We start from the raw sequence: 15,160 nt of genomic DNA, 5'->3' as shown, positions 1-15,160 counted from the left end.
AAACCTTGTGGCCCATGGTGGCTGTTTTCAGAATTGGCGGCGTCGATGGGATGCTTGGGTAGGTTGGTCCCGCGCTTCAGAAATCAAAAAAGGGGTGGACCTTATGATCCACCCCCGTCGAATGGTTGTGCCTTGGGAAAGGCGTTGGGTTTAATTTGCCTTGTGCGATTCGGCAGGATGAACCCCCACCGAATCGCTTTGTTTTCCTACAGACCGTAGTCGCTAAGGATCACGTTGAGGCCGTCGAGCAAGCGGTTTTTGATGTCTTGCGGCATGTTGCTGCCGTAGATCCACCAGGATGCCGTTTGCAACAGGCGCAGCGCTTGGTCCGTCTGCTCCCGTTCGGCCAGGCTCTTGGCCGCGTTCATGATCGCGAGGACACGGGCGCCGTCGCGCATCGTGATGTCACCCGCTTCCATGGCCGCGCGAACCTGGTCGCACAAGGCTTGGATCGCATCGGGCAGACCGTCCGCGCTGGGCGCCGTGTTCAGCACCCAGACCGCGGTGGTGCGGCCGGGAACCGAGAAGGTGCCGGTGGCGCGGTCCCAATCACTGGCGCGGTTGGTCGCGTCGGCGGAAACCACCTGAACCGGGTGCAGCTTCAGCGGTGCATCGATCAGCTCGTGCATGGTGAAGCTTTGGTCGTCGTCATTGGCGTTGATCAACACCACCACCAAGTCGTGGTTGGGGTCGAGATCATCACCCACGCGGTCGTCCAAACTCATCACAATCAAGCCTGGCTGCTGGTTGGGGCCGGTGTTGTGGTAACGCAAACGTTCCTGAACCTGGGTCGCGGTGCGCAAGCGGAACAGCGGCGAACTGTAGCGAATCGCCAACCACTCGCGGAACAACGCGGCTGAGTGGGCCATGGCCGCCTGATCCGGTTTTAGGGAAGGATCGGCCAGCAACGGCGCCATCAGGTCCCAGTTGTCCGCGTTTTTCTCGGCAACCGGCAAACCAATACCGTAGTTGCCGGTTTGGAACGAGAAGTCCAAGTGGTTGAACCAGTCGCCCGAGTTAAAGCTGTCGCGGTCCAAGGATTTGGAGCGCAGGAAGTCGACCCCGGCGTGGAAGAAGGGGATACCCTGGCCCAACATCACGATGCTCAAGCCCAAGGACTGAACCCGCACGCGGGTTTCCATGTCGGTTTCCACCGGCAAGCCGTACACGTTGATGTCGTACAGTGTTTGGTTGTCGTGTTTGGAAATGTAGGTGATCACTTCCTGGGGATCCTCGGTGTAACCGGCGCTGTCGCCGCCGTAGGGCACCTGGTCACCGCGCACCTCGTTGCCGTCGCGGTCGATGAAGCGGTAGCCGGCGAGGTTGCCCGCCATGCCGACGCGCACCTGGTCGGTCAACACCATCAAGGTACTCAAGGTGTCGCCCTGATCCAAATCGTTGGGATCGTAGTGCAAACCGTTGGCAAAGCCTTGACGTTTCAGGTCGATGCCGTTGTCGAAGGGGCCGCCGCCGCGGATCGCATCGCGCAAACGGTCGCTGAAGGTACCAATGCCGGTGCCGGCCATGTTGCGTTGGGTCGCGTTTTCACCGCGGGTGTTGTTGACCACCTCGCCGAAGTTCCAGCCTTCACCGTAAACGTAAATTTTGCTGCCGTCGACGCCGTCGTTCTCCAAGGTCAGCGCGTCGAGGGCGGCGCGTACGGCGGCCATGTTGCGGGTCATGTGGTGGCCCATCAAGTCGAAGCGGAAGGCGTCGACCTTGTAGTCACGCGCCCACACCACCAGGGAATCCACCATCAATTTTTCCATCATGGCGTGTTCGGTGGCCGTGTTGTCGCAGCAAGTACTGTTGGTGACGTTGCCGTTTTCGTCCAAGCGATGGTAGTAACCGGGAACGATGCGGTCCAGCACGGAGCGTTCGTTCAGACCAGAAGCGTTGGTGTGGTTGTAAACCACGTCCATCACCAGGCGCAGACCCATGTTGTTGACGGCCTTCACCATGTCGCGGAATTCGAGGACGCGGCCGCGTCCGTCGGGGTTCTCCTCGTTGGCGCCCATGGTGTAGGAGCCCTCGGGCACGTTGTAGTGGTAGGGGTCGTAACCCCAGTTGAAGCCGTCCAGATCGCCGCTTTCGCTGACGATCTCTTGTTGCATCTCGGAATCCGCGGAGAAGGTGCGCAGTTCGTCGAAGTCGGGTTCGGTGCGTTGATCGCGGCCTTCGATGATGGTCGCAATATCGAACACGGGCAACAGGTGCAAGTGGGTCAAACCGGCGCTTTGCAGGCGCTTGAGGTGTTTGACACCGTTGCTTTCGGGCAAGGTCAACGCCGCGAATTTGCCGCGCATGTCCTCGGGCACCGTGCTGTCGCTGATGCTGAAGTCGCGTACGTGCAGCTCGTAGATGGAAATATCTTCCGGTGCATCCAGCGCGGGTTTGCTGTACGTCGCCCAACCCGACGGGGCTAGCTCGGCGTCGTTGAGGTCGACGATCATGGAACGGGTTGAGTTGAGGCTCAGGGCCACCGAGTAGGGATCGGTGACGGTCAGGTTGACCACCGCGCCGGCGGCGGGATGGTACACGCTGACGTCGAACAGGTAGTACCAACCCTTGCGTTCGGCGGAGAGGGTGGCGCTCCAAATACCGGTTTCGGCGTCAAAGGTCATGGCCGCGGCTTCGCCGTCGTCGGTGGCGGGACCGGCAAACAACTGAAGACCCACATTTTGCGCGGTGGGCGCCCAGACACGAATCGTGGGCACGTTGTCTTGCCAGACGATGCCGAGCGGTTCGGGGTAGGCGGCCGCGAATGCGTCGTCCAATACACCGGGGATTTGCAGGGCGGTTGCGCCCATGGCCACGCCGTCCGCGTTCACCGCGGAGACGGCCGTCTGACCCCGGAGGAAGGCGACCAAGGCGTCACGGTTTTGCTCGGGTACACGCAAGGCGGGTAAGCCGGCAAGGTGGGGGAACTTGGCCAAAATCGCTTGGCCGGGGCCGGTGGGTTCCAAGGTAAGTTCCCAGGCTTCGCCGCCGGTAACGCCCTCGTTACTCGTGGCCAGGTCCGCCGTTGCACTGCTGTGCAGGCGGTAGGTCCAGCTGGGGTCGCCCGCGCCTTCCCACAAAACGATGTCGCGACTTACCCAGTAGGCACGCTGTTCACCGAGGTTGCCGGGATTGGGACCGCCGGGGCCGCCGCCGGATTCGCGCGGCAGGATGTAGGCGTCGGCGGGATCGGCGCCGGACAATTGCCAGACCTCATAGCCGCGGTTACGCAGGTCGAGGAACATGTCGGCGTCGGGATCCTTGGTGTCGCCGCGGTGGATGATGTAGGCCAATTCGGTGGCACCCGCTTGCAGCGGGACACGGAAAAACACGCCGAAACCGTCTTGACCGGCCGGCTTCAACGGGCTGGTCCAGCCGGTGGGAGAGGCGGCACCGTTCCACACGTGTAAACCCCAGAAGTCGTTGAAGTCGTCGCTGCTCAGGTCACCGTAATCGCCGTCGGGGCGATGGTAGTGCAGGGTCACGAAGTTTTCAGCCGCACCGCGTTCGCGGTAAAGGGTTTCGTCTTGGGCAAGGACCCAGGTCGCGGGTTGTTCGGCCGGGATGATCTGACGATCACCGCCGGGTTCGCGGTCCCCGCCGGGATCGGTGTTGTCACCGCCTGGCGTGTGGATGATGAATTTCAAGGGTTTGCGGTCCGCGTTGGGATCGCCCGCGTTCAGTGGGACGCGCCAAAAGGCACCGAAATCATCGACGCCGTCCGGGGCGCGTGGGGCGTTCCAGTCGGTTTCAGCCGCCGGGTCAATCGCGTTGGCGCCGCCCTCGGACCACAGGTGCAGGCCCCAGTAGGTGTCGGTGCCCACGCCGTAATCGCCGTCGGGGCGTTGGTAGCGAATGGTGGCGTATCCTTGGGCCGCCGCTTGGGAGAAGTAATGTTCGCCGTCGCCGCCCTTCAGCCAGATTTGGGTGCCGTCGGAGACGTCAAAGGCGCGGTCGGCGTCGGTGCCGTCCTTGGTATCGCCGCGGTGAACAATGAAATTGATCGCGCCGGGATTGCCGGAGAGTTTGATCCAAGCAAAACGACCGTATTCGCTTTCACCGATCAATTTCTTGGGTGCGGTCCAGTCGGTGGCTTCTTCCGGTGCAATCGCGTCGCCCCAGAGGTGGAGACCCCAGAAATCGTTGTAATCGCTGCTGTTGTTGTCACCGTAGTCGCCGTCTTCACGGGTGTAGTGAATGATCGCGTACGCCGCTTGGTCGGCGGTGGCGTCGCCGACAACCGCGTTAACCTCGGTGGCTGTTTGGTTGCCGTTTAAGTCGTCGAAGGTGGCAACGAAGCGAACCGCGGTACCCTCGGCCACGCTGCTGCTGTCCCAGAACACGCGGTAGGGCGCGTTGGTGTCGGTGCCGAGCACCTGCCATTCGCCGCCGTCAACCGATACGGCAAACGTGATTTCACCAAAACGGTTCTCGTTGCCGGAAACGGCCAACTCAACCGTGCCGCCGACCGAGTCGCCCTCGTTGACGGTGGTGAATTGCATCGGGCTGGGCGCGGGCAAGGTAAAGGGCGAAGCCGCGCGGTACACGACAAAATCCAAACCTGGCACCGTGATGGTGAGCCCACCGGCGGCGTCGCTTGTCAAGGCCGCGCCGCCCGCGGGGTAAACCGCCTCGAAGGTGGTATCGGCCGCGAAGGTGGTGATGGTTGCGCTTGCTGGTGCGTCGCTGTTGTTCAGGGCGATCAGGTATTCGGTGCGGTCACGGGTGATGCGCGAGAAGGCGTAGATGCCCGCGTCGCCTTGGCTGTAGCGGTGGATTTGGTAACCCCGGCGCAGCGCCTCGTGCTCGCGGCGCAACGCGGCCAGGTCGCGGATCGCCGTGTACAGCGGATGGTGTGCATCGAAGTTGCTTTGTGCCGTGGTGGCGTCGCTGCCGATCAGGTCGAGCGCGTTGTGGGCGTCGACCGCGCTGGGGAACATGTCCTCGCGGCTGTCCTTGTCGCTGCCGCCGCCGACAAAGCCTTGTTCGTCACCGTAGTAGACCACCGGGAAGCCGCGCGCGAGGAACAGCGCCGCGTGGGCCAAACGGACGCGCGCCGTTTTTTCCGCATCGCTTGCGCCGGCGCGGTTGGTGCGGATCAGGTGGCCGATGCGGCCCACGTCGTGGTTACTGATAAAGGTTCCCAGTTGGTAGGCGTTGGAATCGGCGTCCGTGTAGTAATCGTCGGCCGCGAACAGGTCGCGCAGCACGTGGGTGCCCGCGCTGTTCACCGCGAACTGATCGATGCTGCCCTTGAGCGCAAAATCAAGCACGGAAGGCAGCGCCGCTTCTTTGGTGTAGCGGCTCAGCACCGCCGGGTTGAATTCAAACACCTCGCCGAACATAAAAAAGTCGGCGATGCCCGCGGCTTGTGCACGTTGGGTTACCGCCGGACCGAACTGGTGCCAGAACTCAATGTTGACGTGTTTGACCGTGTCGAGACGGAAGCCGTCGACGCCGAATTCGGTGGCCCAACGGCTAAAGATATCGACGAAGCCGTTGACCACGTCGGGGTGTTCGGTGAACAGATCGTCCAAACCGAAGATATCGCCGTAGGTGTTGCTTTCGCCGCTAAAGCTCGAATCGCCGCGGTTGTGGTAGTAAATCGGGTTGTTCAGCCAGGCCGGGCCTTTGAGGGTTGCGTCGCTTTCGCTCAGGAACACCGGGGTATAGGGGAAACTGCTCGCCGCGTCCAGGGCGGGGAAGTCGCCGCCGATGAAATCGCGGTCGTCAAAGCTGTTGCCCGCGGCGTCGCGGTAAGGCGCGTCTTCCTTGGTGCGGTAGCTGTATTGGTTCTGTGCGTTGCGAATGACGTCACCGGTGTGGTTCACCACCACGTCGAAGTAGATTTTCATGCCGCGCGCGTGGGCCGCTTGGATTAGGTTGCGCAGATCTTCTTCATTGCCCATGTGGGGATCGATGCTTTGGTAATCGATGGTCCAGTAACCGTGGTAGCCGGAGGAGTGGCCCAGGGCGTTGCTGCTGTCGCCTTGAACCGCGTTGTTACGCAGTACCGGCGTCATCCAAACCGCGGTGACGCCCATGTTTTGCAAGTAATCCAAACGGTTGGTAATACCCGCGATGTCGCCGCCGTGGTAGAAACCCTTGTCCGCGGGCCAATAGCCGTGGCGCAGGCGGTCGGCGTCGGTATCGCCGGGTTGCATGCCGCCGTAATCGTTTGCGGTGTCGCCGTTTTCGAAACGGTCATTCACCAGAAAGTAGAAGGTTTCGTCCTGAATCGCGTGCTGAACGGCCGGCGCGGTGGGGCCCGCGTCGCCGCTGCTCTGAACGGTTACCGTCAAGATGTTGGTTGCGGTGTCGTAAACAAAGGAAACAGGGGTATCGTCTGAAGGGACCGAGAAAAGGATGTCGCTGCCGCCGGGCGCGCCGTCCGCGCCGTAGTTTTCGTCCCAGCTTTCGTTGATGGCGACTTTACAGGCGTAGTCGCCCGCGGGCAGAACCGCGTCAAATTGGTACATGCCGTCGCCGTCGATGTCTTGCAGCATCGAACGCAAGCAGGATGGATCCCAGTCGGAACCGCAGCCCAAGGCGGATTGGAAACTGCCGGGGATGGTGGCAATCACGCTGTTGACGTTGTCGGTGATCCAGTTGGATTGGTGATCGTAGTAAAAACGGACTTGCTGTTCGGTGTCCAAATTGAGGGCGATGTTGTCGCCGCCGGGCGTGGCGCCCGCGCCGTAGTTTTCGTCCCAGGATCCGTTGAGCGCAACTTTGTATTCATAGGAACCGGCGGGCAGGGTATAGGTCGCCTGCCACACATCGTCGCCGGCGTCGTAGGTCAAGCCGGAGGCGGTACATTCGGGTTGCCAATCACCGGGGCAAGACAGTTCATCTTGAAAAGAACCGGCAAGGGTGGCGCTCGAGGGTTGAGCCCAGAGCGCGGGTGCCGACAAAAGAAGGAAACACCAGCTTGCGGCGCGGACCAACGCGGCCGTCAAACCTTGGTTTGATGGGAACATGAAGCAATCTCCTTGAGGGTGCGAGCAAAAACGCGAGCCATGAGGAGAGCTGTCAAAAGCAAAAAATTAGTGGAGATGCCAGCCGGTGCCGCCGAAACGCAAACCATAAGATGGGCGTAAACAGGACGGACGAACCGTGTCACAAAATAAACATAAGGAAAACGGGAGATGGTGCTCGTGATCGACGTTGTGACAGAAAAAATTAAAGCGCAAGGTTGCGTGAGGGACAAGCTTTTTTTCACGAAAACATGGCGGGCGCTTGACTTTGTGCGATCTAAAGTGTAATTTTTACACTTAGTGGAGGTGTACTCATGCTACCAACAAGTTCTCCTTTGAATACAGATCTTTACCAACTCACAATGGCCGCCGGATATTTTGCCCAAGGCCGCCATGAAGCGCCTGCCGTCTTTCATTTATTTTTTCGCAAACACCCCTGTGGCGGGGCTTACGCCGTGTTGGCCGGGCTTGCCGACGTCGTCGACTTTCTTCGCGAGTGGCATTTTTCAACGGAAGAACTTTCTTATTTAGCGTCGCTCCAGCGGCGCGACGGCCAGGCCATGTTTCCCCCGGAATTTTTGAACTATTTGGCTGGTATGGAACTGAGCTGTGACATTGATGCGCCGGCGGAGGGGTCCACCGTTTTTGCTTTTGCACCCATTTTGCGGGTGCGCGGGCCACTGCTACAGGTTCAGCTTTTAGAGACCGTGCTGCTGAACCTAATCAATTTCAACACCCTCGTCGCGACCAAAGCCGCGCGCATTTGCAGCATCGCCGGCGATGATCCGGTGCTTGAATTTGGGTTGCGGCGTGCCCAAGGATTAAATGGCGGGTTGAGCGCGAGTCGTTCCGCCTACATTGGCGGGTGCGCGGGAACCTCGAATGTTGCCGCCGGTTTGGCCTATGACATCCCGGTAAAAGGTACTCATGCCCACAGTTGGGTCATGTCCTTTGAGAACGAAACCGCCGCCTTTGAAGCTTATGCCTCTACCTTTCCCGCCGACTCGGTTTTGCTGGTGGACACCTACGATACCTTGGTCGGGGTCAAACGCGCGGTCACCGTGGCGCGTAAGCTCGCCGAAAAAGGACACCAGTTGTTGGGGATCCGTTTGGATTCCGGGGATTTGGCCCGACTCTCGACAGCGGCCCGGGACATTTTGAATGAGGCCGGTTTGCCGGAAGTCAAAATCGTGGCCAGTAACGACTTGGACGAATACGCCATTCGCGATCTCAAGGCGGCCGGTGCCGCCATCGACATGTGGGGGGTCGGCACCAAATTGGCGACCGCCTATGACCAACCCGCGCTCGGCGGGGTCTACAAGCTGGCCGGCTTGCAATTGCCGGGACAGCCGTGGCGCGACACCATGAAGGTCTCGGATCAAGCGGTAAAAACCTCGATTCCCGGGCCCCAGGGGGTGCGCCGGTTCTTCCGCGACGGTCGTGCCGTCGGCGACGTGATTTACCACCAGGCGTTGGGTTGTGCGCGAGAGGGCGTTGCGCGCCAGACGCTCGGCGGCGAATCATTGCCGACCTGGGCTCGGGTTGACGAAGGGGTGGACCTGTTACAGCCGCTATTCCGTTCCGGGCAATTTGTCGGCGAACTGCCGAGCATCCACCAAACCCGGGCTTTTGCCGCCGCGCAACTTCAACAGTTTGCGCCCGAGGTTCTGGCCATTGAACAGGCCGTGCCTTATTCCGTCAGCTTGGAGCAGCGTTTGGCCGCAACGCGCGCGCGCCAGAGCGGGGCGCTGCGCGCGAGTTAGTATCGCGCCATCTCCGGTTCGATGTGTTCGGCCCAGGCGTCGATGCCGCCGCGCATGCTGACCACGTTCTCAAAACCCAAGGCCTGCAGGCGCGCCGTTGCTTTGCGGCTGCGCACGCCCTTGTGGCAATAAACGATGAGTTGGTTTTCCCGATTCAGCTTGCCGGCGCTTTCTGCATCCAGGGTGGGGAGGGGAATTAGTTCGGCGCCGCGAACGTGGCAAATGTCAAACTCGTGCACGCCGCGTACATCCAAAAAAACGGCGCCTTGGTTGCCCGCTTGGTGCGCTTCGGCCACGGAAATTTCGGGAACCTCGAGCGCGGGTGGCTGAATCGCGCAGCCTGCCGCCGCCGTCTCAGCGCGGGTGATGGTCGGCTGATCGCCGCAAAGCGCGCAGGCCGGATCGCGGTTTAATTTGAGGCGGCGCATGCTGGGCGCCAAGGCGTCGTACATCAACAAATAGCCGCTCAGCGTTTCACCCAAATCACACAAAAATTTCACGGCCTCGTTGGCCATCATCAGCCCAATGGTGCCTGGCAAAATACCCAGCACGCCGGCTTCATCGCAAGAAGGTGCCGCGCCCGCGCTCGGTGCCTCGGGAAACAAACACCGATAACAGCCACCCGGCTCGCCGGGAACAAACAACGAGACCTGGCCTTCAAACTGGTAAATCGCCCCGTAAACCAAGGGTTTTTTGGCCAAATGGCAGGCGTCGGCCACCAGGTAACGGGTGGCAAAATTATCGGTGCCGTCGATGACGAGGTCGCAATCCGCGATGACGTCCATAATCCAGTCCGCGTTAAGGCGCCGTTGATGCGTCGTGAGTTGAACGTGGGGGTTGAGGTCGTGCAAGCGTTTGCGCAAGCTGTCGACCTTGGGCGAGCCGGCCCCGGCCGTGCCGTGCGCGACCTGACGTTGCAGGTTATGCACCTCAACCACATCGTCGTCTACCAACACCATGGCGCCGACGCCGGCCGCCGCCAAGTACAGCCCAATCGGACAACCCAAACCACCGGCGCCAATCAGAAGCACCTTGCTTTGTTTGAGTTTTCGCTGCGCGTGAATGCCAAACGACGGCAGCTTCAAATGACGGCTGTAACGCAAAATCTCTTTGTTGCTGAGCTGTTCCATCAACCCCACCTCGGAAAATCGGGATGCTTCATCATAGCGGAACTTCGCCCTATTGCGCGCATGGGATCGGGTTCACCGAAACGCGCGCTGCAACATCCGGCCCGCGGGAAGATCAGGTTAATGCGCGGGTCCGTTCGCTGTCTGCCACGTGCGCCAAGCCTTGATGCTGCCAAAACCCTTAAGCACGGCTTGGGATTTGGTTTCTTCCAGTACAAACATCAGGGGTTCATTGATGCAGGGAAACAAATCGTTTTCCGTGGTGAACCTTGTTTTGAAACGGCCCTTCGAGGAGAAGGCGTCGATAAAGGTGGTGATATGGCGATCCGTCCGTTTTTCTTTGCCGCGCCACTTGATCAAAAACCCATCCGCCAACGCGTAAAACCCCTCGAGAAAACCATGGTGAGGACGGGTCGCCAATACCGGAGGATATGCATCGAGGCTCGCGGATAAAACCCACGTCGGCTCCGGGTCTGAAACCTTTGCATACACTTTGACCAGGTAATGGTCCTCGGCGACGGCAACGGGAAATACCGCCAGCCATTGGCCGTGAACCTGGGCGACCTGGTTGTCGGTGACCGCCAAAGCCGAGCGGTTTTCGCCATTCGGGGTTTGCAGCAACAAGGATTGCGCTAATTGAAAACGCGTGTCACCAAAGCTGACTTGGCTTAGTAGGTGAGGGGTGGTAGACATGCTTCGGTGTGCCCAGTAAGGTTTTCCATTTTGTTTAAAACCGTAGGCGATATCCAAGTCGGCTAAACCGGGATCAAACCTACCTCTGTAAGTTGGTTGGAGTTGGGTGTCAAATGAAAGCAACTGGTCGTGGTTGGAAAGAACCCAAAATTCTTTACCGAAGCGGCCCAAATAAACGGGGTAATGAAGTTCGGTGGGACCTTGTCCTTTTTTGTTGTAAACGGCGGATAAAGTCCCGTCCCGATTGGCGAGGGCAATTTGGTGTTCGGAACGACTGATAAGCACGTATTGCGCGTCTTCTCTGAAGATTAAAATACCGCGAAACATGTCCGGTGCCTGGATGTCCAAACCAAGCAGGGATGCAACAAAAAATATAAACACGACCCGTTTTCCGTATTTACAGCTTGGCGGCGAAGTAGAGGCCGCTGTAAACCTTGGGGTCGATGGCGATGCCGGCAGCGGCTTTTTGTTGGAGCCAGGCGTCGACCTTGTCCAACGCAATCACGTGAACCTTGATGTCCTCGGTTTCGTCGCCGCCGCCTTCGTTAATCTTGGTTAAGTCGGTGGCGCCGAACAAGGTAATCCATTCGCTAATCATCCCGGCACTGGGGGGACCTTCGGTCAGGCGGGTCCAGCGCTTTGCCTCGAAGCCGGTTTCTTCCAACAGCTCGCGACGGGCCGCGGTTTCGAAGGCTTCATTTTCTTGACCGGGTATGTCGCCGATCAGACCGGCCGGCAACTCAATCACGTTTTTGCCGATGGGCGGACGGAACTGTTCGACCAAAATGATTTCATCCTGGTTGGTGCGGGCGACGATCACCGCGATGCCGGTGGTGTTTTTGCGCCGCGCGAATTCCCAACGCCCTTGGCGTACCAAACGCACAAATTTGCCTTCGCCAAGCATCTCTTGTTGTTCCGCCAAGTGGGCCTCCCTTGGTTGTTTTGCCCGATCTTATCAGATTTGTATGACCTAAGAGGCGCGATAAGAGTGAGGGATTTTCGATAAAGATCTGGAGCGAAATGGTTTTGAAAAAACGGACCGGGGTCGGGTACGACCGCACCCACTGGGTGCGGCGAGTATTTTTTCAGGCCGTTGCAGCCCAGAGGTTTAGCGAAAATCACCGCGCATCAGCGCTTCTTAGGTCTTAACCTAGACAGTCCAGCGTGTTGGTGTGATCAAGCACGCTTCGATTAAGGCCTGTAGGTGTTCGTCGTCGAGGCCGAGTTGCGCCTGATCGGCCGCGCCCTCGCGCAGCCGCCGCAACGCCGCGGCCGGTCCGGGATCGCATTCGGATAACAAGACTTGCCCCGAGGCGTCGCGGCGCACCGCCAGCAGCGCGGGCGGCAGGTTCGCCGGCAAACTGAGCTCGGTTAAGCCCAGTTGCTTTTTGAGTGGCTGGGCCACGTCGATCAGGCGTGCGTCCGGTGCGAGTACGAACTGGGCCTTTGCGGGTGGGGGACCGGCCAAGGAAAGCACGCGCGGGTCGGCGGCGGGGGCGTGGCTGCACCAGGCCTCGACCACCGCGAGTTCGGCGTGTTCGTGGTTGCTCGCGGCCAGCCATTCGGCGAACCGCAAACCCAGCGGGTGCCGTTGCGGTGCGTCCGCCGCGGCAAACGCGTGGGCCACACGTTCCTGGTCCAGTAGTTCCCAGGTGCGCGGACAAGCCGATTGCAACCCGGCCGCGATTTGGGTCAAATCGAAACCGAAACCCTTGGGCAAAGCGTAACCGACCCCGAAAAACGATTCCGGTTCGGGCAGGTAAAATTCCTCGTTGAGGGCGAGGTAGGTGTCGATGGCCGTTTCCAGACCTTGGTCGTCTGGTGATTCGGCCAAGCGCCAAGCAGCCTGTTTCAGTTGAACCGCGATGTCGCTGTCGCAATCCTCCGCCAGTTCCAAGAATCGCCAGCCGATGTCCTGGCTTTGCCACAAGGCGCGGTCGGCCCGCCAGGGTGTGGGTGCAGCGCCGCCGGTGAGCGCGGCGGAAACCTCGGCGATGCGGTCGATGAGGCCTTGCAAGTCTTTGTGATGCCCGCATTGCTCAGGGAAAAAGGCTTCGATGTATTGGGCAAATACCGGGCTGTTGAGGCGGCGCTGCTGGGCGGCGGCGTAGGCCAAGCCGTCGCTGCACAGGTCGAGGTTGGCCCAGGGGCGGGCGAGGGGACGGCCGGTTTCGATGGTGCGGGCGACGGCATCCAGTTCGCGTTGGACAAAGTCGAGCCCGTCCGCGAGCCACCGAGCGTCGCCGTCGCGGGGTGCGCGCGGGCCCTTCGCCGCGGCCAGTTCGCAGGCCGCGCAAAAGGTGCCAAACAAGGGGCCGCCGAACTGATGTTCGGGGCAACGGTTCAAGTGGACCTCGTCCAAAAAATAAAAGAGGGCGACGGGCAGCAACTCGCTCAAGCGGGCGGCGGTGGCGTGGAAGAGCAGACTCGCGTCGGGTTTCCAGGCGAAACCGACCAAACCATGGCACAACTCGTGGGCGGTCCACTTGGCGCGATGATTGGGGTGGAAACTGCCGAGCATGAGGTCGTTGCGGAAGCTGCTGTATTTATTTTCAGGCAAGATCCCGGCGGACCAGGCGCGTTCACCGGCGAGGTCGGGTCGGTTTTGTGGGAGCCAGTGTTCGGGTGCCTGCAGAACATGGCGGTACTCGTAATGGGCCAGCAAGAGGTGTGACGCCGCCGCGGCCTGGCCGATCGCTTGACTCGCCGGTCCGCGATTCAGTTCATGATCCGGTGCCCCCGGTATCCCAAATTCCCGCAACTGCCGCCTCCTCGCACCAAAAAATTGCCGCTTAGTATCGCGCTTTTTTTAGTTGAAGACAACGGTCACTTATTTTGTTTGCTGGGGGACCAGTTCGAACAATACTTCTCGCAGTCCTGAATCTTCAAAGCTCATCCCGACAAGTACCACTTGTCTACCATCTGAGGCAAAGCCGGAAGGGTACCGCTTATCTTTGATTTGCTGGATGGCTTCGCTCGCGGCACGAAGGAATTTCATTTCAAAAATAAAAATGTGTTGCTCTGTCTTTAGGAGGTGGTCGATGCGGCCGCGGTTGGTGGGGACTTCGGCGTGAATCTCCAAACCAAGTAATACGAATAGCATGTGAAATAAAGACTGATAATACCTTTCATAAGGCATTTGTAAGGTGTAGGGGATGTTTGCAAATAAATCTTGTTTTAGGACGCGCTCAAATTCATCTCGGTCCAAGGCGGTGAGCGCACGTGCGCACCGGATTAAGGGACCGGCGGAGAAACCGCGGTTGATCCGCGTCAAATCCTCAATGAGATAAGTGAATAAGGATTTACGAACCTCATAATTTGGGAAGTCAAGGCGATAGGTTCGTTCAATGCGTCCGACACTTTCTGCAATGGTGAGATAGCCTGTTTGGAAGAGCAATGCGTTGAGCTGAAGTGCTTCTAGGTCAAAGGTATCAAACGCAATATGGCCGCCTATTTCTTCCCCGATATCTTCTATTCGGAACCGTTGATCCTCGCGAATTAGTTTTATCAGCATTGTAGGAGTTGCTGTTTCAAACCAAAAGTTTGCAAAGCGGCGTTCACTAAGCGCACGCATTACCGAAACAGGGTTGTAAACATAGATGTGCTTATCGGAGAAGCGGTAGCCGTTATACCAAATGCGCAGGTTATCTTTGACTTCCTCAAGGGAAAGATCAAGTTCTGTGGCCATTACCTCCATATGGGGACCGAAATTCGCATCAAGTTCAGACTGAGTAAAACCAAGCAAGTCGGCGTAGTCTCTTATGTTTGAAATGTCAACTAAATTATTTAACCCCGAGAAGAGGGACACTTTTGAGAATTTGGAGACGCCGGTGACCATCACGAAACGGAGGTTATCACTTTGCTCTTTAACGACACTGTAGAAATCTTTGAGCACCTCGCGAACCATTTTTGCCATTTCTAAATCGTCTAAGTGATCCAAGATGGGTTTGTCGTACTCATCAATCAGCAAAACGACCTGGCCTTTTTTCGCCAAGAACTGAATAAGCTGCTTCAAACAGGCGCGTGGTGATTCATTGGTTACCTGAAAATCCGCGTTGTGTTCTTCCACCCAATCCTGGACTTTTTGGATCAATATTTTTTCAAATTCGCCGCGATTGGAGACGCGACCCGCGGAAAGGTCTAAATGAACCACCGGGTGCGTGGGAAAAGTGTAATCGGTCTTGGATATGGCCAAACCTTCGAAAAGTTCACGCCGACCCCCAAACAATGCTTTGAGGGTTGAGAGCAATAACGACTTGCCGAAGCGGCGCGGGCGGGAGAGGAAATAAAAACTATTCGCGGAAATCAATCGATGAATGCTTGCGGTTTTATCGATGTATAAAAGGTTTCGTTTGGGATCGCGCAGGACTAAGAAATTAGCGATGTCCGCTGCAGGGTAGGGGCAATGCCGTTAAGTTAAGAGAGAAAATTACAGATTAACCTGTTTGTAACTAAGTGTTTATGGTAAAATTTCGGCATGAGACATGCTCTGGCGGGCTTGATTGATAAGCCCACCGAAATTTATTCTCAAATGAGGTTTTTATGACAGGAGGAGAGGTTAATTAATCGCTGATTTAAAACCAGAAAAGGTCAAAAAGTC

7 protein-coding genes are annotated in these 15,160 nt (G+C 58.4%); 1 reads left to right on the top strand and 6 read right to left on the bottom strand.

Annotated features, from left to right (window positions below; genetic code table 11):
* Positions 1-206: 206 nt before the first annotated feature.
* The gene (gene pulA / locus J3U88_RS19710; RefSeq protein WP_207860666.1) at positions 207-6,980 is read right to left on the bottom strand and encodes a pullulanase-type alpha-1,6-glucosidase; all 6,774 of its coding nucleotides are present in this window, start codon (positions 6,978-6,980) and stop codon (positions 207-209) included.
* 332 nt (positions 6,981-7,312) lie between these two features.
* Here pulA and J3U88_RS19705 point away from each other — a divergent pair, with 332 nt between their 5' ends.
* Positions 7,313-8,740, top strand: a complete 1,428-nt coding sequence (locus J3U88_RS19705; RefSeq protein WP_207860665.1) for a nicotinate phosphoribosyltransferase — start codon at positions 7,313-7,315, stop codon at positions 8,738-8,740.
* Here J3U88_RS19705 and moeB read toward each other — a convergent pair.
* The 5 genes from moeB to J3U88_RS35070 all read right to left on the bottom strand — a co-directional run bounded on the left by moeB (position 8,737) and on the right by J3U88_RS35070 (position 14,944).
* Positions 8,737-9,870, bottom strand: a complete 1,134-nt coding sequence (moeB, locus tag J3U88_RS19700; RefSeq protein ID WP_207860664.1) for a molybdopterin-synthase adenylyltransferase MoeB — start codon at positions 9,868-9,870, stop codon at positions 8,737-8,739. The genes J3U88_RS19705 and moeB overlap by 4 nt on opposite strands.
* A gap of 117 nt (positions 9,871-9,987) precedes the next feature.
* Positions 9,988-10,941 carry a hypothetical protein gene (locus tag J3U88_RS19695; protein ID WP_207860663.1) on the bottom strand — a complete coding sequence of 318 codons (954 nt, stop codon included), beginning with the start codon at positions 10,939-10,941 and terminating at the stop codon, positions 9,988-9,990.
* A 16-nt stretch (positions 10,942-10,957) separates the two neighbouring features.
* Positions 10,958-11,482: an NUDIX hydrolase gene (locus J3U88_RS19690; protein WP_207860662.1), complete on the bottom strand. Its 525-nt coding sequence runs from the start codon at positions 11,480-11,482 to the stop codon at positions 10,958-10,960.
* A 228-nt stretch (positions 11,483-11,710) separates the two neighbouring features.
* Complete coding sequence (locus tag J3U88_RS19685; protein WP_207860661.1) at positions 11,711-13,321, bottom strand: hypothetical protein; 1,611 nt, start codon at positions 13,319-13,321, stop codon at positions 11,711-11,713.
* A gap of 69 nt (positions 13,322-13,390) precedes the next feature.
* The gene (locus J3U88_RS35070) at positions 13,391-14,944 is read right to left on the bottom strand and encodes an ATP-binding protein (protein WP_341535191.1); all 1,554 of its coding nucleotides are present in this window, start codon (positions 14,942-14,944) and stop codon (positions 13,391-13,393) included.
* Positions 14,945-15,160 lie beyond the last annotated feature (216 nt).

Source organism: Acanthopleuribacter pedis, from assembly GCF_017377855.1.
GTDB classification, from domain to species: Bacteria; Acidobacteriota; Holophagae; order Acanthopleuribacterales; family Acanthopleuribacteraceae; genus Acanthopleuribacter; species Acanthopleuribacter pedis.
This window is presented reverse-complemented; position numbering and strand designations above follow the sequence as displayed.